At 35.6% G+C, this 24561-nt stretch carries 22 protein-coding genes, 3 pseudogenes and 1 riboswitch; of the genes and pseudogenes, 22 read left to right on the top strand and 3 right to left on the bottom strand.

Annotated features, from left to right (window positions below; all coding sequences use genetic code 11):
* Positions 1–226 precede the first annotated feature (226 nt).
* The 3 genes from ACMZ42_RS25535 to ACMZ42_RS25525 all read left to right on the top strand — a co-directional run bounded on the left by ACMZ42_RS25535 (position 227) and on the right by ACMZ42_RS25525 (position 2114).
* Positions 227–1090, top strand: a complete 864-nt coding sequence (locus tag ACMZ42_RS25535) for a GNAT family N-acetyltransferase (RefSeq protein WP_415733218.1) — start codon at positions 227–229, stop codon at positions 1088–1090.
* Between the two features lie 107 nt (positions 1091–1197).
* Positions 1198–1728, top strand: a complete 531-nt coding sequence (locus ACMZ42_RS25530) for a GNAT family N-acetyltransferase (RefSeq protein WP_415733217.1) — start codon at positions 1198–1200, stop codon at positions 1726–1728.
* A gap of 170 nt (positions 1729–1898) precedes the next feature.
* Positions 1899–2114 (top strand): hypothetical protein, encoded by a 216-nt coding sequence (locus tag ACMZ42_RS25525; RefSeq protein WP_402873425.1) that lies wholly within the window; start codon positions 1899–1901, stop codon positions 2112–2114.
* Between the two features lie 62 nt (positions 2115–2176).
* Here ACMZ42_RS25525 and ACMZ42_RS25520 read toward each other — a convergent pair whose 3' ends face one another.
* Complete coding sequence (locus ACMZ42_RS25520; RefSeq protein ID WP_415733216.1) at positions 2177–3349, bottom strand: DUF3533 domain-containing protein; 1173 nt, start codon at positions 3347–3349, stop codon at positions 2177–2179.
* Positions 3350–3503: 154 nt separating this feature from the next.
* Between ACMZ42_RS25520 and ACMZ42_RS25515 the strand changes: the two genes are divergently transcribed.
* The 3 genes from ACMZ42_RS25515 (at position 3504) to ACMZ42_RS25505 (ending at position 5978) form a co-directional block, all read left to right on the top strand.
* Entirely contained in the window at positions 3504–4124 is a 621-nt protein-coding gene (locus ACMZ42_RS25515; protein WP_415733215.1) for a TetR/AcrR family transcriptional regulator, read from the top strand.
* Positions 4125–4314: 190 nt separating this feature from the next.
* Positions 4315–4938: a DJ-1/PfpI family protein gene (locus ACMZ42_RS25510; protein ID WP_415733214.1), complete on the top strand. Its 624-nt coding sequence runs from the start codon at positions 4315–4317 to the stop codon at positions 4936–4938.
* Positions 4939–5201: 263 nt separating this feature from the next.
* Positions 5202–5978: a class I SAM-dependent methyltransferase gene (locus ACMZ42_RS25505; protein WP_415733213.1), complete on the top strand. Its 777-nt coding sequence runs from the start codon at positions 5202–5204 to the stop codon at positions 5976–5978.
* A gap of 131 nt (positions 5979–6109) precedes the next feature.
* Here ACMZ42_RS25505 and ACMZ42_RS25500 read toward each other — a convergent pair whose 3' ends face one another.
* Positions 6110–6508 carry a glucosamine 6-phosphate synthetase gene (locus tag ACMZ42_RS25500; RefSeq protein WP_415733212.1) on the bottom strand — a complete coding sequence of 133 codons (399 nt, stop codon included), beginning with the start codon at positions 6506–6508 and terminating at the stop codon, positions 6110–6112.
* Between the two features lie 273 nt (positions 6509–6781).
* Here ACMZ42_RS25500 and ACMZ42_RS25495 point away from each other — a divergent pair, with 273 nt between their 5' ends.
* The 13 genes and pseudogenes from ACMZ42_RS25495 (at position 6782) to ACMZ42_RS25435 (ending at position 18971) form a co-directional block, all read left to right on the top strand.
* Positions 6782–7396 (top strand): undecaprenyl-diphosphatase, encoded by a 615-nt coding sequence (locus ACMZ42_RS25495; RefSeq protein ID WP_415733211.1) that lies wholly within the window; start codon positions 6782–6784, stop codon positions 7394–7396.
* A gap of 430 nt (positions 7397–7826) precedes the next feature.
* Entirely contained in the window at positions 7827–8183 is a 357-nt protein-coding gene (locus ACMZ42_RS25490) for a hypothetical protein (RefSeq protein ID WP_415733210.1), read from the top strand.
* A 153-nt stretch (positions 8184–8336) separates the two neighbouring features.
* Positions 8337–8674 (top strand): annotated as a pseudogene (locus tag ACMZ42_RS25485) (type IA DNA topoisomerase); the annotation flags it as partial.
* Between the two features lie 460 nt (positions 8675–9134).
* On the top strand, positions 9135–9524 hold the full coding sequence (locus tag ACMZ42_RS25480; RefSeq protein ID WP_415733209.1) for a MerR family transcriptional regulator: 390 nt from the start codon (positions 9135–9137) through the stop codon (positions 9522–9524).
* The gene (locus ACMZ42_RS25475; RefSeq protein ID WP_415733208.1) at positions 9521–10690 is read left to right on the top strand and encodes an MFS transporter; all 1170 of its coding nucleotides are present in this window, start codon (positions 9521–9523) and stop codon (positions 10688–10690) included. Before ACMZ42_RS25480 ends, ACMZ42_RS25475 begins: the two co-directional genes overlap by 4 nt.
* Positions 10691–10833: 143 nt before the next feature.
* A pseudogene (locus ACMZ42_RS25470) lies at positions 10834–10965 on the top strand (Tn3 family transposase); the annotation flags it as partial.
* 394 nt (positions 10966–11359) lie between these two features.
* Positions 11360–13489, top strand: a complete 2130-nt coding sequence (topB, locus tag ACMZ42_RS25465; RefSeq protein WP_415733207.1) for a DNA topoisomerase III — start codon at positions 11360–11362, stop codon at positions 13487–13489.
* Between the two features lie 16 nt (positions 13490–13505).
* Positions 13506–13872 (top strand): annotated as a pseudogene (locus ACMZ42_RS25460) (topoisomerase C-terminal repeat-containing protein); the annotation flags it as partial.
* A gap of 287 nt (positions 13873–14159) precedes the next feature.
* A riboswitch (cobalamin riboswitch) is annotated at positions 14160–14345 on the top strand.
* 112 nt (positions 14346–14457) lie between these two features.
* The gene (locus ACMZ42_RS25455; protein WP_415733206.1) at positions 14458–15516 is read left to right on the top strand and encodes a FecCD family ABC transporter permease; all 1059 of its coding nucleotides are present in this window, start codon (positions 14458–14460) and stop codon (positions 15514–15516) included.
* Positions 15517–16293 (top strand): ABC transporter ATP-binding protein, encoded by a 777-nt coding sequence (locus ACMZ42_RS25450; protein ID WP_415733205.1) that lies wholly within the window; start codon positions 15517–15519, stop codon positions 16291–16293. It abuts the gene before it with no gap.
* 55 nt (positions 16294–16348) lie between these two features.
* Positions 16349–17347, top strand: coding sequence for an ABC transporter substrate-binding protein (locus ACMZ42_RS25445; protein WP_415733204.1), 999 nt, complete (start codon positions 16349–16351; stop codon positions 17345–17347).
* 50 nt (positions 17348–17397) lie between these two features.
* The gene (locus ACMZ42_RS25440; protein ID WP_415733203.1) at positions 17398–18096 is read left to right on the top strand and encodes a precorrin-3B methylase; all 699 of its coding nucleotides are present in this window, start codon (positions 17398–17400) and stop codon (positions 18094–18096) included.
* 32 nt (positions 18097–18128) lie between these two features.
* Entirely contained in the window at positions 18129–18971 is an 843-nt protein-coding gene (locus tag ACMZ42_RS25435; RefSeq protein WP_415733202.1) for a nucleotidyltransferase, read from the top strand.
* Between the two features lie 246 nt (positions 18972–19217).
* Here the strand turns inward: ACMZ42_RS25435 and ACMZ42_RS25430 are convergent, their stop codons facing one another.
* Entirely contained in the window at positions 19218–19730 is a 513-nt protein-coding gene (locus ACMZ42_RS25430) for a peroxiredoxin family protein (protein WP_402873447.1), read from the bottom strand.
* A 510-nt stretch (positions 19731–20240) separates the two neighbouring features.
* Here ACMZ42_RS25430 and ACMZ42_RS25425 point away from each other — a divergent pair.
* The 3 genes from ACMZ42_RS25425 to ACMZ42_RS25415 all read left to right on the top strand — a co-directional run bounded on the left by ACMZ42_RS25425 (position 20241) and on the right by ACMZ42_RS25415 (position 24276).
* Positions 20241–20621: a MarR family winged helix-turn-helix transcriptional regulator gene (locus ACMZ42_RS25425; protein ID WP_370083314.1), complete on the top strand. Its 381-nt coding sequence runs from the start codon at positions 20241–20243 to the stop codon at positions 20619–20621.
* Positions 20622–20690: 69 nt separating this feature from the next.
* A complete protein-coding gene (locus ACMZ42_RS25420) occupies positions 20691–22454 on the top strand; it encodes an ABC transporter ATP-binding protein (RefSeq protein ID WP_415733201.1) in 1764 nt (587 codons plus the stop codon).
* The gene (locus ACMZ42_RS25415; RefSeq protein WP_415733200.1) at positions 22447–24276 is read left to right on the top strand and encodes an ABC transporter ATP-binding protein; all 1830 of its coding nucleotides are present in this window, start codon (positions 22447–22449) and stop codon (positions 24274–24276) included. The genes ACMZ42_RS25420 and ACMZ42_RS25415 overlap by 8 nt, the downstream gene beginning before the upstream one ends.
* Positions 24277–24561 lie beyond the last annotated feature (285 nt).

The raw sequence follows: 24561 nt of genomic DNA, 5'->3' as shown, positions 1-24561 counted from the left end.
TCGCTGCGCTGCAGGGTCTCGGGCCAACACGATGTTGGTCACGAAGGCGTTATCACAGGACGTGATGGTTTTAGCCTTCGTTCCTCTGAATCGCTGATCCCTGAGGAGTCGCCCAGCCTCCACTGCAATCAACTTATTCACATTGCTACGTTTTAAATTGCACTTGTGCACAATAGAGTATATATATATAATGGAAACAAATGTTCTTGTGTGGGGAGAGGGAAGAATGACTACATTTAATCAATTACAGTTAGTATTATTCGATGCAAATGATATTTCGGGATTAATTGCACTTTCTGACTCTGTCGGGTGGGATTACGATGAATCTGAAATTAGAACGGTGATGATGTCAGGTAAAATATTTGGGCACAAAAATGCTGTGGGAAAAATTGTTTCAAGTGCTGCCATTATCACATATGATTCAAATTTAGCTTCGATAGGTATGGTCATTGTACATGAAAATTACAGAGGGCTTGGTTTAGGGAAATTAGCTACTCAAAAATGTATTGAAAGTGTTTCAGAGCATACAGAAATTATGCTCGTCGCAACGAAAGATGGTGAACCGTTATATAAGAAAATGGGCTTTACCACTGTCGATTATGTACATAAATATCTGACTGACAATTATAGCGGTGCTAAAAACTTAGCTTCTAATGATTATACGATTGAAGATTTTAACGAGCGTGATTTTGCTGATATTGTTAGCTTAGATGCTGCTGCCTTTGGAGATAAAAGAAGTAATTTTCTACGGAATAGGATAAAGCAATCAAAGCAATGTATTGTTGTGAAGGATTATGATGCAAATATTATAGGTTTTGGATTGTCTATTTTAGGGCCAATCAATCTAATTTTAGGTCCGATTATAGCACCTGATTCTAAAACAGCCAGTCTCATAATAAATATTTTAGCGAAAGATTATAATGGAAAATTAAGAATTGATGTACCATATGGTCATGCTGAATTTATAAAATGGATAGAGCAAAGTGGCTTTACAGAGGCAAATAAACCTCCTGTTATGATTCTTCACGCCGAGAAAATGCCGATAAGAAATAATACGTTATATGCTATAGCAGCGCAAATTTTTGGATAACATCACTTAAACAAAGTGAGCACACTTTCTGTATGGTGTGCTCACTTTGTTTTTAAAGGATTTTACTGGAAGTGTGGAGAATAGATGATATTAAAGGGGGAGAATCTATGTTTCCTAATTTAGAGACAGAAAGACTTATTTTAAGAGAACTGACGCAGGATGATGCGGAAAGTGTCTTTAATTGTTTTTCTAATGAAGAAGTCACTCGCTATTATGGAGTTGAGCCGTTTAAAGAGATACAGCAAGCAGAAAATTTAGTGAATTTATTTTCAAAGAACTTTGCTGGAAAAAGAGGGGTAAGATGGGGAATCGAAAGAAAGGAAACAAAGGGTATAATCGGTACAATTGGTTTTAACGCTTGGTCGCCTATCCATAGACGGGCGGAAATTGGTTATGAAATTCATCCTGATTATTGGAGAAAAGGATATACTCAAGAAGCGGTTACCGAAATTGTGTCGTATGGCTTTGAGCATATGGAGCTGACTCGTATAGGTGCTATTGTATTTATAGAAAATGAAGCCTCGAATAAGCTACTAACTAAAGTGGGTTTTAAAAATGAAGGAATTCTTCGAGATTATATGTATCAAAATGGCCAGGCGCATGATACATTTGTTTATTCCATCTTAAAAAATAGATAAACTCGACATTAACCTACAGAAATATATTTATAAGCATCATTGTATACCTTTTATTGGATAATAAATGATAACTAAGACATGGTTTTGTGCTTGCTTTTTTCGGTTATAGTGCTAGTAAAGGCTAGGGTTTTTATTAGTGGTGAAAAAGTAATAGTAAGGGGCTTTGTGAAATGGGAATACAATATAGCACAGCTTATTTTGAAAAATTGGATTTACTTGAAATTCTATATGCGGGGAAGGCAGCGTTAAAAGAAACGCTACCCACGCACAATGTCAGTAAAAATCATTTAGAACGCTTTGAACAAATAGAAGCAGCCATTGCTAAGCTAAATAAGGAAATTCGAATCCTTGAGCTAAACATTATCCAGTCCGTAGATTCAAAATAAAATAAATAAAAAACTCATGCAAAAAATAATTGCATGAGTTTTTTGTATGGCTTCACTCGAATTTAAACTTCCCTTTCTTTCATATCAGAACTTAATCCTTCTGCTGAAACATCGTCTTCTATATAGGAACTACGTTTTACTACAGATAGAAGCAATACTAAAATACTTACAACAGCCATCCAGCATAATGTTACTGCAGCAGTGCCCCAAAGTTCTCCGTCAAAGAAAAGAATCTCCTTTAATCCTTCAAACATAAATCGGAACGGTAGCCACGGATAGATCCAATTAGCATAGAAACTAGGTAACATTTCTGGTGCGATTTGTAGAAGCGGTAAACCAAAGAACATTAAAAGTACGAAAATTGGTAAACTCGCAAATTGAATCCATGTAGTGATAGCTAGTATTAATAATATAAATGTTGCGCAAGTCAGTGATAAAAATAGAGCAACATGGTGAAAATCTGCAAACTCATAATCCAGCATCCAAGTGGAGTACCAAGTTAATAAATAGCCTCCAAATAAACCAATGATCATGGCAATCAATGCCTGAAATCCTCGGAATTTAAGTTGCTCCAATACAGAATTAAACTTGCGATTTCTACCCGTAAACCATAAAAGAATAGCACTGATTAAACTACTCATCCAAATAGGCTGGAAGAATGAAAGTGGTGCATTGCTTAATTTACCGGTTTCATGCACATTGACTATTTCACTTTGGATAGGCGTTGAATAAGTGCGTGCTTGATTAGCGTTTAACGGAATATTATTTTTTTTAGTAATTGCTAATAATTGGGCGCTGACATTGTCATTCATTTTTTCAACCATTGTAGATAAAGCTTGTGTAACCATAGTTGCAACGTTTGCATTTTTCCCTTGGTTTATATAAATTTTTAGCATTGCTGATGTAGGGGTTGGTGATTGGAATGAAGCGTACTTTTCAGAGAAATCTATAGGGATATAAATAGCTCCATACAATTCTTGATTCGCTAATTTTTCTTTCATTTCTTGTTCATTTTTTAATACTACCCATTTAAACGGTGATTCCTTTGTTGCTTGTGAATTTTTTTGTATCATCTCGACAAAAGTTTGCCCCATGTTGCCTTCATCCTCAAGAACAAGACCGATTGGAAGATCTTTAGGTGATGAATGGGCACCAGGGATTTGTGTTGCTACAAAAATGAAGGATAATAAGAGTACAGCCACAAACGCTATACCGAAAAACTTATTTTCTTTCATGAAAATTCTCCTTTCAGATAATGTACATCGTGTTGATTATTTCTAAGTTTGATTATATACTCTAAAAAAATCACTTCCTATAATCAAAAGCAGCCAAAGTGTTCAATACTCAACATATAAATAAATGTGTTCATTAAAAGGGAGGAATGACTCCATGTCAAAAACAGATCGACGAATTATACGAACGAAAAATGATATTAAACAAGCATTTTTCTCTTTGCTTTCTGAAAAGAACTTTGAAGCTATCACCGTTCGAGATATTACGGAGCGTGCCAATATTAATCGAGGAACTTTTTATCTACACTACGTGGATAAATACAATTTATTAGAACAGTACGAGAACGAAATTTTTGAAAAATTCAACGTCATTTTAGATGAAACTACAAATTTAGAGTTGGATGTCAATCAGTTTTTAGATGAACGATTACCTGTAATGATCCGAATCTTACATGTGTTTTATGAAGAAGCTGATTTCTTAAAATTAATTTTAGGTCCAAATGGTGACCCATTTTTTCATGAAAAAATGAGACAGTTTTTTGTGAGATATTTCAATACTTTTCTAGTTAATCGTATTGATAAAAGCAAATGGAGGTTTCCAATCGAATTAATATTAGCGTATAACTCAAATGCCCTATTAGGGGTTATTACGTACTGGTTGCAACACGATATGCAACAATCACCAGAGGAAATTGCTACAATGTTGGCTGAAACAATGATAAATGGACCTTTTGAAGCTAGTGGATTACGTTCAATTATTGAAAAAGATAGTGAGTAGGGGATAAATTTGTGAATAAGTACTGAAGAAGTATAGAAGGCTAGTAGTATGATGAATCTAATCAACATTTAAAAACGAATGATATTTTCCATTGAGTTACAAAATTAGTTGTATGATAAGTTAAATGGATAATCGTGTTATAATCGTACTTAAAGAACTATTAATAATCATGGCGATGGGGGATCTTAAAATGAAAACAAAAAGAGTTGGCATTTTACTTTATGATTATGTAGATGTTTTAGATTTTACTGGCCCAGCAGAAGTACTAGCACTGACAACTAAGAATAAAGTCGAGGAAGCTCTTACTCTTTATAAAAAAGAATTATTACCTACGAAACTATTTGAAGTATTTACCATTTCAGAAGCTGGGGAGCAAATTAAAACGCATTCAGGAATAAAAGTAGTACCTGACTTTAGTTTTGACAATAGTCCTGAATTAGATATTCTAATCATTCCAGGGGGACCTTTAAGAGCTGTGCAATCTATAATTAAAAACAATAAAATTCAAGAGTGGATTATCAAACATAAAAATAGTGAATACATATGCTCAGTTTGCACGGGTGCGTATATTTTAGGCCATACTGGATTATTAAATGGCAAAAAAGCCACTACTCATCATTTAGCATTAAAAAATTTACAAGAAAAATACCCTGAGATTCAAGTAGTATCAGAAAGCAAAGTTATTCATGATAGTAACCTCATAACTTCTGGAGGTGTCTCATCAGGAATTAATATGGCTTTATATCTTGTTGAGCAAATTATGGGGAAATCTGTAGCGGAGCGAACAGCTAAAACTATCGAATTTGCACTTTAATATAACTGTGTCATCTAAACAAATGGCCAAGATTCACTTTTTAACTGTATCTCAATTGTTGCACTCCAACAATTTGGATACAGTTTATTTTGTTTAAAGCAAAGTAAACACTCTCAAAATCAGAATGGATACTTCTGTGATAAGAATAACTTATGAAAATTAATAATTAACATTGATTTCACTTATATACAAAATGGTTGTAAAATAATGTTAGCAAGTATATCCATAAAGATTGGTATAAAAAACAGAAAAGAGTGATGAAGATGGGCATTGATTTTCACAATAAAGACAATCAAACTACTTATACAACTCGACAAGCTGACCACTCGTGGATGGAAGCAATGAAAGAACTTGTCCCTATCATGAATACTTCTAAGGCTGCAGATATTGGCTGTGGCGGAGGCATTTACTCGAAAGCATTAGCAAATATGGGCGTACCTTCTGTAATAGGTGTGGATTTTTCACAGGCTATGCTCGTTGGGGCTAAAGAAAACTGTAAAGACTATCATACTATTACTTTCAAGCAAGGAAATGCATTGGCTACAGGCTTGGACAATGACAGCTTCCAGTTAGTACTGGAACGAGCTTTAATTCATCATATCCGAGATTTAAAGGCTTGTTTTCAAGAGGCATACAGAATTATGGAGGATAAAGGGGTTTACATTATCCAAGACCGGACACCTGAAGATTGTTTATTAAAAGGTGATGACCACCATATTAGAGGCTATTTCTTTGAGCGTTTTCCAAAATTAAAGGAACAAGAAATTAAACGCAGACATAGTAGTGAGCTAGTAGTTGAGACACTTAAGGCAATTGGGTTTAGCGAGATTAAAGAAGTAAAGCTATGGGAAACAAGAAATGTCTATGAACAGAAAGAGCAATTGTTAAAAGATTTACGGGAAAGAACAGGCAGAAGTATTTTGCACGAATTAGACGATGAAGAATTAAATGAATTAGTGAATTATATTGATAAGTCGATTTCAATTGAAGGTTCTATAGTTGAAAAGGACAGATGGACCATTTGGAAAGCTGTGAAATAATCAATTCTTTATAAAGTGTTGAGGGGAGTTATCCGTCGGTAGAGTGGTTCAATCCGTCAGTTAGGCATTTCTATCCCTCGATTCAATAAAAAGAAGCTCTCGTCGCTTTTCAAACGAGAGCTTTTAACTATTTATTTACCTACTAAAGCGAGAAGGTATTTATCTCGATCTGCTTCCTCCTGCATTTTATTATCGATCAGCATTGCACCGTTTCTCACATTTGTCATATCACGGTCAACTAAAAATTGAACATTCACTTTCGCGGCTTTATTATCGACAGGACATTCTCCTTTAAATTCTACAACGTCCTGCCCTTTTTGAGTTTCAAAATACACCCAGTATGGATTTTGACAAGCGTTAGCAAAGCCCGATTCTATTGTTTTACTACTATTTTCGAATGAATAGTTTTTTACATATGTAATATATTCATTATCTGTAATGTCCTTTTGTGGACCGTAAAAATACCAGAACACCCCTAAAATTCCGATTGGCACAATCCACAGTATATTCCTTTTGCTTAATTTCCCCATATTGGAAGCCCCCTTTATAAAAATATTTTATCATCTTTATACTGATTTTTGCTAGTTTACTATAATATTTTCTAGTTTAGGATTTAATATTGTAGATAATGATTTTGGGGGAGATATGGATTTTTTCAGTTTCATCTGTGTTTTGTTGATGAATGGAAACTATGAGGCGTATGATGACGTCATGTATGAAAGGGTAAGCAAGTATTCAACTGGAAACAGCGCATATTTGAAAACTTTAATTTACTGAGAAATTAAAAGCAAGGAGATTTAAAAATGAATTATGAAGTATTTCAATGGATTAATGATTTAGCTGGTCGCTATCCTTTACTAGATAAAGGGATGATTTTCATCACTGATAGCGTTCCTTATGTCGTAATCGTATTTATGTTATTTTTATGGTTTACAGCAAATAAAGAAAAAAGGACAGAAAAACAATATACTGCTTTTTACATTGTCTTTACATGTTTACTTGGATTGGGTTTAAACGCACTCATTCACTTTGTCAACTATCATCCACGACCATTCATAACGTATAATGTTCATCAGTTAGTACCACATGCTGACGATTCTTCATTTGTAAGTGATCATTCAGTATTAGTATTCTCTTTAGCATGTACGTTGCTATTACGAAAAGACTCGTGGAAGTATCCTGTATTAGTATGGGCTATCCTAGTAGGGATTTCACGTATCTTCGTCGGAGTACATTATCCAGCCGACGTGATTGGAGGAGCCATTCTGTCATTTGGGGCAAGCTTTGTCATTATCAAGTTCTCCAAAATATTGGAGCCGGTTGTACAAGTTCTGTTCAATATCTATAACAAACTAACGAAACATATCCCTTTTTTAGCGAAGTTCGGCCATAAAGATCTGAGTCATGGGAATAAATAATGCAAAGATGAAGAGTCGCATTTTAATGCGGCTCTTTATTTTGTTAACAAAAGAATAAATATAAAATCATATTTATCAATAAATAAAGGTTTTAATTTCAATGCGAATTGGCACTATCATACATTCTGCAATTTGTAGGACGGTTCTTCCTTTTTCATTAAATATGGTCCGCTACTATGACTCTGTTAATGTAACTATTGATATTTGAAACCTACCTGAAATCTTAGTATAATTAGTTGAGAACAAATGTTTGGTATTTGATGAGGTTGAGAAAATTACTTAAGTATAAGGGCAATTTGGACACACAAAAAAAGAACGAGTGATTCATCTGTAGCAAACTTTCATATATTTAAATGACAGAACTTATAACAGTAAATATCTACCCAAATGTAACATTTAGACTAATAATAAACAAAAAGGGTTGAGCATTGTGAGAAGAAAAGGCATTTACATAGACAAAGACAAAAATCAGATTTATAACGATAAAGCATTGGTTTCAAGTAAACGTTCCCCAAATACTCCTACGTTACAAGAACTTGAACAAAAGATTTTTAATGGCTTAGTCGAAATGATATTTATCTGTAACTATCAAACAGAACAAAAAAGCAAATTAGAGCAATTATCGATTAATGATGTTAAGTCAGAATGGAATACAAAGTATAAAAATAATATCAGCGTTGATGATGAAGCGTATTTAAATGATTTCCCTAATGGGTACTGCTTTTTTGTTGAGCTTTGGGAAAGTGAAAAAGGAACTCCTATTTTGGTGTTATTCCAATATCATTAAAAGTCCCAGAAAGATTAATGAAAAAGGTATTTAGTGTAAGTCTTCACTAATGATATGTATTTGACTCTTACTTGTAAAATTTAATAAAAAGTCGAGCAAGATTTATACAATATAAAAAAGAATAGGGGAGGTTGATCCTAAAGTGGGCTTAGATTGATCATTGTAGAGAAGCCATCCGTAGCAAAAAACATTGCAGATGCTTTAAAAATTAAAAATAGAAATGATGGTTTCTTTGAAGGAAATGGTTATGTTATTACATGGGCTTTCGGCCATCTTCCGCAGCTTTTTGATCCAAAGATTATGATAAAAAGATGGAAAAATGGCAGATGGATAACTTTCCATTTATCCCCTAGAATTTTCGTTACAAGGTGAAGACGGATCCTAAAAAAAGAGGGAAAGAAGATTTTGGAGCGAGAAAACAGCTGAGAATCATTAATAGTTTCATGAAGCGACAAGATGTTCAAATGGTCATTTCTGCGTGTGACATTGACATATCTCTATAAATGTTTATGTACATAATTATAATTTTTATCCCTTTCGTTGATACGAAGGGGTTTTTGTATATTTGTGCAATTGTACATTAAATAAAATATTGCATTTTAATTTTAATAACTTAACTTTCGAACTCAAAAAAATGTATCTGGTACTAACTTAAAAGATCAGATGCAATTTTTTTATTAGTGTTCTTCTTGAGCCAACATGTGCAATTATTGAAGATACAATGAACTGTTCCGGAAGTTGTAGCTTTAGAAGGGGATACCGCCAACATTTCGGAAATTTTGTAGGCTAAGCATATTTCCAACCTGAAAAAGTCGATTTTCTATACGATAAGGAATCGATTTTTAAAATTTTGTTTTACAATCACGGCCGTTGAATAGAGCTTGCTTTAACATTTCCTCTTTACATTGACATCGTGTCATACTTTATATTGATAAGGAAGGAGGCGTTAAGATGAAAATCAGTGAGTTATCAGACCACACAGGTGTCAGTACCCGTTCCATTCGCTATTATGAGAAAAAAAGTTTAATTAAACCATCACGAACAGAAAATGGTTATCGGGTTTATGACGAGCAAGATATAGAACGTGTAAAGGCCATTCAATTTTTTCTAGATATCGGGCTTAAAACTGATGAAATACAGCCTGTTATAGCTTGTGGCTCCATCGAACCCATGGATGGCGATTGGAACTGTGCAGGTGCAGCAATAACATTATATGAAGAGCAATTGCTCAAAACTAGGCAACAGATTGAGCAATTGGAAAATGCCCAAAGACATTTAAAAGAGTTAATTGAATTCTGGCGTACGGTTCAAAATCGCCAGAATAGGAGTAATGGACAATGAATTATCGACTCTTTATCTTGATGTTAGGAACTTTTATTATTGGAACAGACGATTTTGTTATTGCTGGTTTACTACCGAGCATTGCAAACGATATGAATGTCACGATTGCAGCAGCCGGTCAATTAGTAACAGCCTTTGCCATTGCCTACGCAATTGGAGCCCCTATTTTAGGAACATTAACGTTTAATATGCCCGTTAAAACTTTATTAGTATTATCTATGTTTGTGTTCACCATTGCTAATGGTCTTTCTGCAATTGTACCTTCATTTGAATTATTGTTTGTCACAAGAGTAATCGCTGCGTTAGCAGCAGCTGTGTTTACCCCTTTGGCTATGGCTGCTTCAACAAGTTTGGTTCCTGATATAATGCGTGGGAAAGCTTTGTCTTTTGTCATAGCTGGTATAACCATTGGGCTAATTTTAGGTGCTCCTATTGGTACATGGATTGGAAATTCTATAACTTGGCGTTATTCTTTTGTTTTCGTAGCGGCGGTATCTTTAGTAACTGCAATTGGAGTTTTAATATTCTTACCAAAAATTGAACGAGAAGCTTCTGTGAGTATAAAAGAGAAACTAAAAAGTTTCAACAAAATTATAGTATTAACATTAATTGTTAGCATTATCGGGACTACAGGCGGGTTTATGACTTATACCTATATAGCTCCAATTATTACGGAGATCACGAATGTTGAGAATATAAGCATTTACCTGCTATTACTTGGTATTGGGGCTTTATTCGGCAACCTAGTTGGTGGTTATTTAACAGACCGTATAGGCGCTCCAAAAACACTTAAATTATCACTATTGGGTTTCGCTATTTTATTAGCTGCGTTCTCAATGCTAACCTTTTTAAATCCATCTACATTGGCAATTATTCTTGTTGGTCTTATTTCAGTATTATGGGGTATCCCAGGTTTCGGAATGAATCCAGCGTTGAATGCATACCTTATTTCGTTAAATCCTAAGCAGTCATCAATGATACTATCCTTTAGTGCATCTGCGCTATACATGGGGATAGGTTTAGGAGCATTTTTAGGCGGTGTAGTCATTAATTTGAGTTCGATAAACTACGTAGGAATTAGCAGTGGGGTATTAGTATTTGTAGCTTTAATGATCTTTATCTCAGTTAATAAGGCAGCAAAAAAAGTCACTGAAAATAAGTACTAACAAAAATAAAGGTGCCATCGTATTCACTTAATCACTCTCTCCCAAGACTTAACTGACCATGCCATTTTTAATTTATGATAGACAAATGATGGTGTTACAAGCAAAAGGCAGAAAAACTCAAAGGAGGAAGGGATTGATCCTATGATCAACTGCAAAGAGCGAGTGCATTAAATATATTAATCAATGCAACAAGAGTATGGAATACTGTGTTTTTAAGTGAAGTGACAAAGGAATTTAAGAAAAATAATGTCCTAAAAGAAGAATTACTTTCGCACTGACAATTATGGATTCTGATGGATTTCTCAATAAAGAATAGGTGAACTGGTAGGAATCGCTAGGCAACGAGTTGATAAGATCATAAATATATCATTTGTAAATAAACAATATAGAGATAAATGATAATTACTTAGTTAAATCATAGCAACCTGATTCCGTTAAAATTGCACAAATTTTGATGAAGCTAGACGAAATTGATTGGCTTGCGAATGGAGCTTTAAAATATTTGAAAGGTGCTTCTGGTACAAAGATTTTAGTAAGTGATATTTTAAATTGTTTAAAGTAAAATAGTAGTAAGGTATTTCATAATAAACTCAACTAATCTGATTAGTTGAGTTTTATGTTTATATATTAAAAAGTTACTAAAATATTTTAAAGAAGATGTGATGATTAATGGGGAAAATCGCCATTTTGGCAGAGAAACCATCTCAAGCAAGAGCTTATGCTGATGCATTTAAAATTAAACAAAAAGAGAAAATATTTATTGAATTGGAACCTTGTTCTACTTTTCCTGAAGGTGCAGTAATTACCTGGGCAGTTGGTCATCTTGTTGAATTAAAGGAACCAAAAGAATATCAAAAGGAATGGGAGAAATGGTCGCTTGGATCATTACCTATCATTCCACAAAAATTTGAAGATAAAGTTGTCTCTAAAATGTATTCACAATTTAATGCAGTAAAAAAAATCTTTAGTGATCCGCAAGTAACAATGATTTATAACTGCTGTGATAGTGAACGTGAAGGTTCAAATATCTTCTACTCACTTTTAAAAATGACAAAAGTAAATAAGCCTGTTAAACGATTATGGATCAATTCATTAGAAGTTGAGGAAATTCGAAAAGGTTTTAATAATATGCAAAGTAATGAGCGTGATCTGCTCATGTACCAAGAAGCAAAAACACGTCAAATTAGCGATTGGTTAGTAGGCATGAACTGTAGTCGCCTATATACGCTACTTTTACAAAAAAAAGGCTTTAAGGGTAGTATCTCCATCGGACGTGTGCAATCGCCAACCGTATATTTAATTTATAAAAGACAACAGGAAATTGAACATTTCAAGCCTGAAAATTTTTATGAAATTGAAGGGATCTTTAAAGCACAAAATGGTGTATATAAAGGGAAGGCAAAGTTAAAAACAAAAGAGCGTGCAGAGGCTGTGCAATTATTGCAACAACATGGGGTTGAACCGATGGATACAGGTCTAATTACGAGTGTAACGAACAAAACGAAGCGTATTGCACCACCCAAACTACATGCGTTATCAACATTACAAGCCAACGCCAATAAACGTTGGAAATACAGCCCGTCGCATGTGTTGAAACTTACGCAATCACTTTATGAGAAAAAGCTCGTTTCTTACCCACGTACCGATTCACAGCTCATTACACATAATGAGTTTGCCTATTTAAATGAATCATTGGCAAAATATCAGCAGCTCGTTGGAAAGCCATTTAATGCGATTAATCGCGGGAATAACAAACGCTATGTCGACAGTGCCAACGTTGGGGAGCACTATGCTATTATTCCAACGAAAAAAGTGCCAACAGAAAAAGCGTTACAATCAATGAATGCTGATGAAAGAAATATTTATTTCGAAATAGTCAATACGACACTCGCCATGTTTCACCAAGATTATGAATACGATGAAAAAACGATTATAACGAATGTCAAAAATTTAGAGTTTAAAACGGTAGGGAAAACAGAACTTGTAAAAGGTTGGAAAGAATTGTTTTCAAGTGAAAAAGGGATGCAAGAGCGTGAGGAATCGTTACCTGTTGTTTTCCAAGATGAAATGGTACAAAGTAAGGTTTCTATTCTAGAAGGCACAACTACGCCTCCTAAGCCTTATACAGAAGGGCAACTCATTACGATGATGAAAACATGTGGTAAATCAGTTGAGGATGAAGAAGAAATCGAGGTGCTGAAATCGATTGAAGGTATTGGTACAGAAGCAACTCGAAGTGGCATTATAGAGACCATTAAAAAGCATGGATTTATTGAAGTACGAAAAAACATAGTGAGCGTTTTGCCGAAAGGGGAGCTTTTATGTCGGGCTATCGAAGGGACATTACTTTCAAGTCCATCTATGACTGCAAAATGGGAAATTTACTTAAATAAAATTGGTCGTGGAGATGGCTCTGCAAAACATTTTATTGAAAGCATAGGCAAGTTTATTACTCAATTAATAGCGGAGGTACCTAAACAATTAGAGTCACTTTCAATTGAAGCTGAGCAGTTTAAACCAGCTGCTGTGAAAGATATTGTGCCATGTCCGACATGCAAAGTAGGAAAAATAGGTTTGCGTAAAAGTTTTTACGGTTGTTCGAATTATAAAAATGGTTGTAAGCAAACGTTCCCAGAAAGGTTACTAGGAAAAAAACTAACTGAAAAGAACATTAATGATTTATGTAAGATTGGTAAAACAGCTGTGGTTAAAGGGTTTAAGTCAAAGAATGGTAAACAATTTAATGCGTCACTCCGTTTGGCAGAAGGAAAAATTGAATTTGAGTTTAATGAAAAGTAATTGCGGATGAGATTTTTTTACTGTCAATGCCGTTCAGACGATTAAAAATAGTGAAGATGTGACACTCAGCAAAGTAACACGAGCAAAGAAGAATCGAAGCAGTGGGGAAATGCCCTAGCGTGATCGAAGGACAAAAAGGCTTCGGCTGCAGTAACTGGAAAAATGGCTGTAAATTTGTCATCTGGAAAAACGATCAATTTTTAGCCACGATGAAGAAGAAGCCTACCAAAACAATGGTGAAGAAATTGCTAGCCGATGGAACGGTATTGGTAAAAGGCTTAACGAGTAGAAAAGGTTCTAAATTCGATGCTCAATTAAAATATGAAAAAAATACTGACAACGAATATTTTAGTTGGAAGATGGAATTTGAAAAAAAGGATTAAAATTAAGCATTTATGAATCTTGTTGAATTAATTCTCACTACCCTAAACAATTATTTTATGAAATGAAGGTTATCTCAACCTAATGACTTCCAAGTAGAAAAGAAAATCCTTTGTATTTTTATAATTTCCATTTTTATTGTCTAAATTTATTTTATTTTTCCAATAGTAATTAATGTTTAACAGTTCTATTTTCTAGCTATTAATCTCTCGTTTATTACTATTTTTACTTTAATGTAATATATAATGTAATTGCTATCTGGAAAATATTCTGATATTGTTCCTCTTATAACTTAATAATTTTTGTTGGTGCGAATGACATTGTTCGTTTGCTTAAAAGGGAAATCGGTGCAAATCCGATGCTGTCCCGCAACTGTAATGGAGAGTCTATACAATATGTCACTGTAGCGAGCTATGGGAAGGCGTATAGATGATGAACCTAAGCCAGGAGACCTGCCAATAAAAGTAACAAACTTACATAGAACCACGAGGATGGTTGTAGTGACTGGGAAGAGACGCCCTTTATTTAACTATGACATCCTCTTGTAGACAAGGGGATTTTTTTATGCCCTAAGAGAGGAGAGCGTTTTGAAAAATCCAACAACAAGAAAAATCAACCTACTCTTATTAGTGTTGACTGGTATCGTTCTAATATCTTTGACGTTAGCGATAATGGTAGGATCTGTGTCTATTACACCTAGTATTGTATGGCGTATTATTTTGTCGCATATCCCGTTCAATCCACTTGGCATTACAGAAGATTGGAGTCGTTCGCAGGAAATCATCATCTGGCAAATTCGTACTCCCCGCGTAGTACTTGCCATAATAGTCGGAGCGGGTCTTGCAATTTCGGGAGCTGCTATTCAAGCTTTAGTTCGCAACTCAATCGCAGACCCCTATATTTTAGGTGTATCTTCCGGTGCATCTGTCGGGGCGACGTCTGTTATTTTACTTGGCGCTTTTTCATTTTTAGGTATGTATGCGCTATCACTTGCGGCTTTTATAGGTGCGACGATTGCAGTACTAATCGTGTTTTTCTTAGCACGAGTTGAGGGGCGAATTTCAGTTATTCGATTATTATTAGCCGGAATTGCCGTGTCACTAGTTTTGTCAGCAATGACGAATTTTATGCTGATGATGGCGAAAGAAGAGGGCGGCATAAAGGCAGTGATGTATTGGATGATGGGAAGTCTGGCTGGAGCGAAATGGGTGAATTTAATGATTCCGTTCGTTGTTTTGACGGTCGTCTACGTAATTTTACGTCTTCATGCACGTCATTTGAATTTACTTTTACTAGGCGAAGAATCTGCTGTTACGCTGGGGGTTAATTTAGAGAAATTTCGATTGCTACTAATTTTATTAATTTCCCTATTAACAGGTGTCCTAGTTGCTGTAAGTGGTGCAATTGGCTTTATAGGCCTGATTATTCCACATATCGTACGCATGATTGTCGGCTCAAATTATAAGTTTGTACTGCCAGTCAGTGCATTAATTGGTGCGATATTTTTAATATGGGCTGATGCAGCTGCGCGTATTGTGATTGCACCTGAGGAAATGCCGATTGGAATTATTACTGCTTTATGCGGATGCCCATTTTTTATATGGATGTTGCGTAAGCAAATGTATTCTTTCGGGGAGGAAAATTAGATGGTATACGTTGCAAAAAACCTTACTTTTGCCGTGCAGCAGGTGAAAATATTAAACAATGTTTCTGTACATATTCAAGAACGCGAGTTTGTGGGCATAATTGGTCCTAATGGCAGTGGGAAATCGACCCTATTAAAAAATATGTATCGTATGCTACAACCTCAAGAGGGAGAAGTATTTTTATTTAATGAAAATATTTACAAGCAATCTTCAAAGGAGATAGCAAAGCAACTAGCCGTCGTAGGGCAGGAAACACCAGTGCTTTTTGAATTCACTGTTAAGGACCTTGTTGCAATGGGACGTACACCGCATAAAAGGCTTATGGAAGTGGATACAAAAGAAGATCTAGCTATTGTCGAGGAATCGATGCAGCAGGCAGGCGTACTGCATTTAAGTGAACGGACTTTTAGTTCATTATCTGGTGGTGAGAAAAAACGAGTCGTTGTTGCAAGGGCATTGGCGCAACAGGCTAAGGTCATGGCATTAGATGAGCCAACGAATCATTTAGATATTCAGCATCAACTCCAGCTCATGGATTTAATACAGAGCTTGCCGATTACGGTCATTGTAGCCTTGCATGATTTAAATATTGCAGCAACTTATTGCGATAAAATTTATGTTTTAAAGGACGGAGAAATTGCGGCGTATGGAACTCCGTTTGATGTATTAACACCCTCATTGCTACAAAAGGTGTTTGGTGTACATGCGGAAGTTAATGTACATCCTGTCACGAAAAAGCCACATATTTATTATATATCTGAGAATTTTTATAGTTAGTTTAAGAGACTTAGATTTCTTTCAATATATTTTTTAGAAAAAAGGAGAAGTAGACATGAAGACATTAAAAAGCGTATGGCTAGTTCTTGCAATCGCAATGCTAAGTATTTTAGCGGCTTGTGGTAACGAGGAAAAAAAGGATTCAGCATCGCAAAGTGAAGAAGTAGAACCAGCAAAAGCAGGAGCAACGGAAGTAACGATTGACAATAACGATACGACACAAGTCTATTCGCAAGCACCTAAAAAAGCAATTAGCTTAAATCAGCATGTGACAGAGATTATGCTAGCGTTAGGCTTAGAGGATTCAATGGTCGGAACAGCATATTTAGATGATGCAATTTATCCACCGTTACAGGCAGCTTATGATAAAGTTCCGGTACTAGCTGAGCAATACCCAACAAAGGAACAAGTGATTGATGCAGGAGCAGATTTTTTATATGCAGGCTGGAAAAGCGGGTTTAGTGAGAAGGGTGTTGGAACACCAGAAGAACTAGAAGCACTTGGCATCCACACTTATTTACATACATCTTCAAGCATTAAAAATCCTAAGTTAGAGGATATTTTCGGCGATATTCGTAACATCGCCAAGATATTCCATGTGGAAGAGCGTGGAGAAAAGTTAATTGAGCAAATGACAAAAGATGTAGAGGATATTCGTACGAAGCTTCCGCAAGAGGAGGGGAATTTACGTATTCTTGTATTTGATAGTGGTGAGAAAGAAGTTTTCACTGCTGCCCAAAACTTCATGAATGAACTTGTGACAGTAGCAGGTGGAAAAAATATTTTTGGGAATGTTGAGTCTGGCTGGACAACCGTTTCAAAAGAAGATGTAGTTGAGCGCAACCCTGAAGTTATCGTTGTAATTGACTATGGTTCAACTACTGCTGAAGAAAAAATTAATTTCCTAAAAAATGATCCGGCACTAAAAGAAACGGAAGCGGTATTAAACAAACGTTTCGTTATTTTACCACTATCAGCAGCGTCTGAAGGTGTTCGTGCGGCTGAAGCAATTCGAATTTTGGCACAAGGATTTTATCCAGAAAGCTTTCAATAAAGAAGAGGAGCTAGCCATGTGCTAGCTTTTTTTATAGGAGGAGGGTAAAAATGACTTTTAATGCTTTTAGCCATAATGTTCCTGAAAAAACATTTGCTAAGTTAAACAGAGAAGGTGATTTTACGCGTCTTGCTGTGAGTCCTGGCATTATCAACAAACATTATACACCAGCACAATTTCAAACAATCGCAGAGGTAGTCGGAGTGAGTGGCGCTATTAAATATTCTGCGTCCTACAGTATACTACTATCCGTACCGACAATAGAATTAACGACTGCCAAAAGGAAGTTGGAAAAGGCGGGCTTATATATTGCAAAGCAAGGACAGATTGTAACTATGAAGGCTTGTGATTTTTGTGATGGCGATAAAATGGAGGCAGCACAGATTACAGAGGAGCTGTATCAGCAGCTTGAAGGCTTGGAAGTACCAAGCAGGATTCGCATTAATATGAATGGCTGTGCATCAGCTTGCTATAATGCCGTATATGATGATATTGGGCTTGTATATCAGAAAGATAGCTTTGATGTGTATTTAGGGGCTGTTCCGATGGGTAAAAACGCACAGGCAGGGGAGCTTTTTGTGAAGAAAGTGCCTGTACAGCATATCGAAAATCTTTTACAGGAAATAATTAGGGTCTATAAAGAACTTGCTCGCCAAAAAGAACCATTTTATAAGTTTTACAAGAGAACAAAAGCAGCAGACTACTGGCAAACGATAAAAAATTACCCAGGTAGAGTGGTTGTAGATTGATTTACAACTAAAATTGTAGAAGGAGATATGTGATGACTACTATTAGAGAAATTGGAAGCTTATGTATTACTGATAGAGATGGCCACATTATTAACCATTCAGACTGGAATAAAATCAACTCAATTTTTCTTCCTGTGATATACGATGTGGTTAATACGTATTCCACTCATCTTCAAGATGACTTACATAGTGTGTACATAAGAGGATCTATTCCAAAAGGGATAGGTATTGAAGGCGTAGCTGACTTAGACACAATAGCGGTTACAAAACAAAATCCTAATAAACTGCAGTTAAAGCGGATAAAAGAAGTGGAACAAGAATTAAATCAAAAACATACTTGTGTAGATGGTATTGAACTAAGTTTTTACGGCATAGAAGAAATTTTAAATACGTCATCTTTTTCAATAATTAGTTTCATACTTAAAACCCATGGAATATGTGTGTTTGGAGAAGACTTGATACCTCAATTACCAAGATATAAAGCTGACGAAGCTTTAGCAAATGACCACCTTATTCATTTGCAAGGTCAAATTAAAAATGCCTGTGATGATCTTCAAGATAATTCTGATATAGAGGATATTAAAGATTGTTGCAAGTGGATTATGAAAATTATTGTAAGAGCAGGACTTGCACTTGTCATAACTAAAGCAAACACATATACAAGGGATTTATATCCTGCTTATAAATTGTTTTCGGAATATTTCCCTGAAAAGGAAAGGGACATGAAAAAAGCACTTGAATATGCCATAACACCCATAATAGATACAAACTTATTGTTATCGTTTTTAAATGAATTTGGAACGTGGATGGTTATTGAAGCTGATAAATGGTTACAATTCTATAATCCCAATAGAGAATTAAACATGAAAATATAATCTAATTAATAACTTGCGAAATTCGAATTTGGAATTAGCTTTGTTTTAGCCTATATTATTACGTTATAACAGACGGAATTGATTCCACATACAGAAAAAGGTAATCCTATCTTAGTCATGTCTAATATGGGATTACCTTTTATTTTGAAGCATTTTTAAATTTTAGGTCAATCGTATACTGCAAATAAAGTTTGATCATTTTCTATTTATGTTGCTCTACAATTTCGCCCAATCATATATTATTATTTATTGATTTGTCTTTAAATTCTTTCCAATATACTGGACAATCTTGCGAAGTTCAGTAGATGATGGGCGTCCAAATGGACTTGTTTGTTTTTGTTGATAAAGTAGTTGTCCATTTTCATCAACTAGGAAATAAGCTGGCTCTCCATGCGTACCATGATCCTCATAGGGTGCTTCTTCTCCGTGATAAAACACATCATATGCTTTTAATGTTTTTAACTCTTCATCTGCTAAGACGGTAAAGGTAAGATTGTGCTCATCAACCATTTTCTTTAAATTTTCCAATTGATCCGTTGAGATTGTAATTAGATGTACATTCTTGTCTTCAAAATAACTTTTGTTTTCTTCAAGCTCTTTTAAGTCATGAAGACAAACAGGGCACCATGATCCTCTGAAAAAGATAATGAGATGCCAACTTTTATGCTGGTTTTGATGAGATACAAAAGAGAATTCTTCGCCATTGACTGCTGGAAGAGTAAAATTGGGTACTTTGTCACCCAAATTAAATGTAGACATACTTATCCTCCTGAAAATTGTAAATTCTTATTGAGCTCTAGTACGGATTTGGAACTCCTTTATATTCTTTCCTTTTCTAAATTAGATATGTAAAATTTAAGGCCTAACTAAACTGCAAAAAAACCGTTTCTTCCAACAAATTCCGAGCTGTAATTTTTTTCGTATTCAGGCTTAGAAAAGTGAAATGAACATTATTATTTGTCATTTCTTAGCATACTTTATTTCAAAGCAACACCACTTATTTTCATAACTAAAAAGTGGTTTTGCTTTTTTGTTGAATTTTTTGCAGTCAATATGGCAAACTGAATACGGAGATAAATCTGAACATGATCCATCTTTCACCTAATGGCATAAGCGTCTTACGAATAAATTGTTAAGTACGCCATGTTACATATAAACTTGTTTTATATACTAAAGTTAGCAGGCTAACAGTTCGGGGGTAGAAAATTGAGCAAAAGGAGATCAGTTGGGTTAGAGTTGCGTACATTGTCACTCTTAATGAGAAGACAATTGGATCAAACTATATGTACTATGCAAACGGAAAGAGATAACCTTACTGCCATGCATGGTTGGACGATTGGTTATCTTTACAAAAATCAAGATACAGATGTGTTTCAAAAAGATTTTGAACGAGAATTTTCTATTCGCAAATCAACAGCGTCTAGAATACTGAAATCTATGGAAAGTAATGGATTGATTACTAGGCAAACTGTTCCTTATGATTCAAGACTCAAAAAAATTGTCTTAACAGAAGATGCGTTGAAAATACATGATAGTATCATGACACGTAGAGTAATGCTTGAACAACAATTACTAACAGGTATCCCGGAAGAGAAACTTGAAGTTTTTTTTGAAGTGATGGATGCTATGAAAGAGAATATTGAATCTTGAAGAAGATGCTATTTTTGAATTTTTATCACTATATAGTTAGCATGCTAACTAAATGAGGGGACTGCATACATGTTAAAAATATTTAAATACTTAAAACCAAAAGAATGGACGCTAATTGTAGCCAGCATAGTGTTCATAGTAGGGCAAGTTTGGCTGGATTTGAAGTTGCCGGATTATATGGCTAAAATTACGACCCTTGTACAAACAGAGGGTAGTAAAACGAGCGAGATATGGACAGCTGGAGGGAAGATGCTTTTATGTGCCCTTGGCAGTATGATATTGGCAATCATCGTGGGCTATTTTGCGGCAAAGGTAGCAACGTCTCTTTCGAAGGAATTGCGAAAAGGGGTATTTAACAAAACTTTATCTTTCTCTATGGAGGAGATTAATGGTTTTTCAATCGCAAGTCTAATTACTCGTTCTACTAATGATATAACGCAAATACAGCAAACTGTTGCAATGGGTCTTCAAGTTATGATTAAGGCTCCTATCCTTGCAACATGGGCTATTTTGAAGATCATGGGGAAAAGTTGGGAGTGGTCAGCGGCAACAGGAGTAGCTGTCATTGTTTTACTTATTTTGATAGGTAACCTAATCATCTTTGTGCTACCGAAATTTAAAGTCGTTCAAAAACTGACAGATAATCTTAACCGAGTAACAAGAGAAGGTTTAACCGGTATTCGTGTTGTTCATGCTTATAACGCACAAGGGTATCAGGAAGAAAAGTTTGAAAAAGTAAATAACAATTTAACGGATACAAATCTTTTTGTGAACCGCCTTATGGCCCTTATGCAGCCGGGGATGGGTCTGATTATGTCGGGTTTAACCCTTTCAATCTATTGGATTGGAGCGCATTTAATTAATAATGCAGCGGGTATGGATAGAATTGGTAAGTTTAGTGATATGGTCGTATTTTCATCTTATGCAATGCAGGTAGTTATGGCATTTATGCTATTATCAATGACATTCATTTTGCTACCGAGAGCAGCAGTATCTGCAGCACGTATTAATGAAGTACTAAATACACCTCAGACAATTATTGATGGCGCAACGCAAACGTCGCCTAAGGGAATCGAAGGTGAAATTGAACTGCGTAATGTTAGCTTTAAATATCCTAATGCAGAGGACTATGTGTTAAAAGATATTAGTTTTACAGCACATAAAGGCGAAACTGTCGCTTTTATCGGTTCTACGGGTAGTGGTAAGAGTACGCTAATTAATTTAATCCCAAGATTTTACGATGCTACTGACGGAGAGGTATTAGTCGACGGCATTAATGTGAAAGAATATGCACATGAAGCTCTTTATAATAAGCTTGGCTACGTTTCTCAAAAAGCCGTATTATTTTCAGGTACGGTAAAATCTAATGTTGCCTATGGTGATAACGGTCAGACTTCATCAACAGATGAGGAAATCAAAAAAGCGGTGGAAATTGCTCAAGGGCAAGAATTTGTGGAGAAAATGGACGGTGAATATGAAACGGCTATTGCGCAAGGCGGAACAAATCTTTCAGGAGGACAGAAACAACGTCTTTCTATTGCAAGAGCAGTGAATAGAAATCCAGAAATCTTTATTTTTGATGATTCGTTCTCTGCCCTAGATTATAAAACAGACCGTCAACTTCGTTCTACCTTGAAAAAAGAAACGAAAGGTGCAACTTCTTTGATTGTGGCACAGCGAATTGGAACGATTAAAGATGCTGATAAAATCATTGTTCTTGATGAAGGTAAAATCGTTGGTATGGGGACACATAGTGAATTATTGAAAACTTGTAACACTTATCAGGAAATCGCCTATTCGCAGCTATCGAAGGAGGAGTTGGAAAATGAGTAATACACAAACAAATAAGCCCCGAAGAGGTCCAGGTGGTCCAGGTCCTATGATGGCTCCTGGAGAAAAGCCAAAGAATTTTAAAAAGCCTATGGGAAAGTTGATTGCTTATTGTAAACCTTATTTACCAGCCATCATCTTTGCCATTGTATTGGCAGTTGCAGGAACAATTTTCACGATCATTGGACCAAATAAGCTGAGTGAGATCACCGATTTGATAATGGATGGCATGGCCGGTGAGATTGATATTACTGCAATAGGAAAAATCGGTCTGTTACTTGCTATTTTGTATGGATTGAGCTTTGTATTCAATTATATTCAGGCGTTTATTATGGCTACTATTACGCAGCGAGTTTCCAAAAAGTTACGTTCAGATATTTCGAACAAAATTGATAGATTACCATTGAAATACTTTGACTCTACAACCTACGGAGATGTGTTAAGTCGTGTCACGAATGATGTGGATATGATTGGACAGTCTCTAAACCAAAGTATTGGTTCGTTAGTGACAGCGGGAGTAATGTTCTTTGGATCTTTAATTATGATGTTCTATATTAATGTTACGATGGCTCTTTCTGCTATTGCTGCGACTTTCGTTGGATTTATATTCATGACATTTATTATATCCAAATCCCGAAAGTACTTCGTACGCCAGCAGCAGGACCTTGGTAGAATAAATGGCCATATTGAAGAAATCTATTCAGGGCATAATGTCATGAAGGTTTATAACGGTGAAAAAGCGGCCACGCAAGAATTTAACGAAATCAATGAAAGTCTTTTTAATAGCGCTTGGCGAGCACAGTTTATGTCAGGGATGATGATGCCACTCATGATCTTTATTGGAAATTTAGGTTATGTTGTTGTGTGTGTAGTAGGAGCTGCATTAGTAGTGAAAGGTTCTATTACATTTGGTGTTATTGTTTCATTTATGGTGTATATCCGCTTATTTACGCAGCCGTTGTCTCAATTAGCACAGGCCGCTACAAGCCTGCAGTCAACTGCCGCAGCAAGCGAACGTGTATTTGAGTTCTTACAAGAAGAGGAGCTTAAAGATGAAAGTGAAAAGAAAGTCACTTTAGATGCTAAAGATGTAAAAGGTAATGTAGAATTTAAAAACGTTAAGTTCGGATATACGAAAGAACAACTTATTATTAAAGATTTTTCTGCTCATATAGAAGCCGGTCAAAAGGTGGCCATCGTCGGACCTACTGGGGCTGGTAAAACAACGCTTGTTAATCTTCTTATGCGTTTCTATGAAGTAGACAGTGGGGAAATCATGATTGAGGACGTATCGACTAAGTCTATTACTCGTAAAAATGTTCACGACTTATTTTGCATGGTGCTGCAAGATACTTGGTTATTCGAAGGTACCATTAAGGAAAATATCATTTATAACAAAGAACATGTAACCGATGAAGAAGTAGTTGCAGCTTGTAAGGCGGTAGGTTTGCACCACTTTATTCGAACGTTGCCAAAAGGTTATGATACAGTTTTAAATGATAATACAAGTTTATCTGTAGGACAGAAACAGCTTATTACGATTGCAAGGGCAATGGTTAAAAAAGCACCATTGCTTATCTTGGATGAAGCTACTAGTTCAGTTGATACGCGTACTGAAGCACTTATTCAAAAAGCAATGGATAAATTGATGGTGGGCAGAACATCATTTGTTATTGCACATAGACTTTCAACAATTAAAAACGCTGATTTGATTTTAGTTATGAAAGACGGAGATATTATTGAAAGTGGTAATCATGAAGAACTGCTTGCAGAAAAAGGATTCTATGCGGATCTTTATAATAGTCAGTTTGAAGATGCTTCATAATATTGAATGACATCTATTCGCTTTTGGCTACTAGGGCAGTGTGTCGCTTCGTTAGTAAGATGGATTGTTACAAGTAAGATTGAAAAAATCACCTCGTTCCTTGAGGGCACTGAAAAAGTCCATATCTTCTCACATTGCGAGGTATTCAACGATTAAATCGTTGAATACCTCGCTTTTTTCATTTGGCACCGTGACTCTACTGTTGTTTTCCGAAGCATTCCGCTCGCTTTCCGCGGGCGAGCGCCGAGCCTCCTCCTACGCTTCGCTTCGTGCGGGGTCTCGTCT

Origin of the sequence: Lysinibacillus sp. NPDC056185 (assembly GCF_047737915.1) — a bacterium.
In the GTDB taxonomy this organism is placed as follows: Bacteria; Bacillota; Bacilli; order Bacillales_A; family Planococcaceae; genus Lysinibacillus.
Note: the sequence above shows the minus strand (reverse complement) of the source record. Positions and strands in the feature narration are given on the sequence as shown.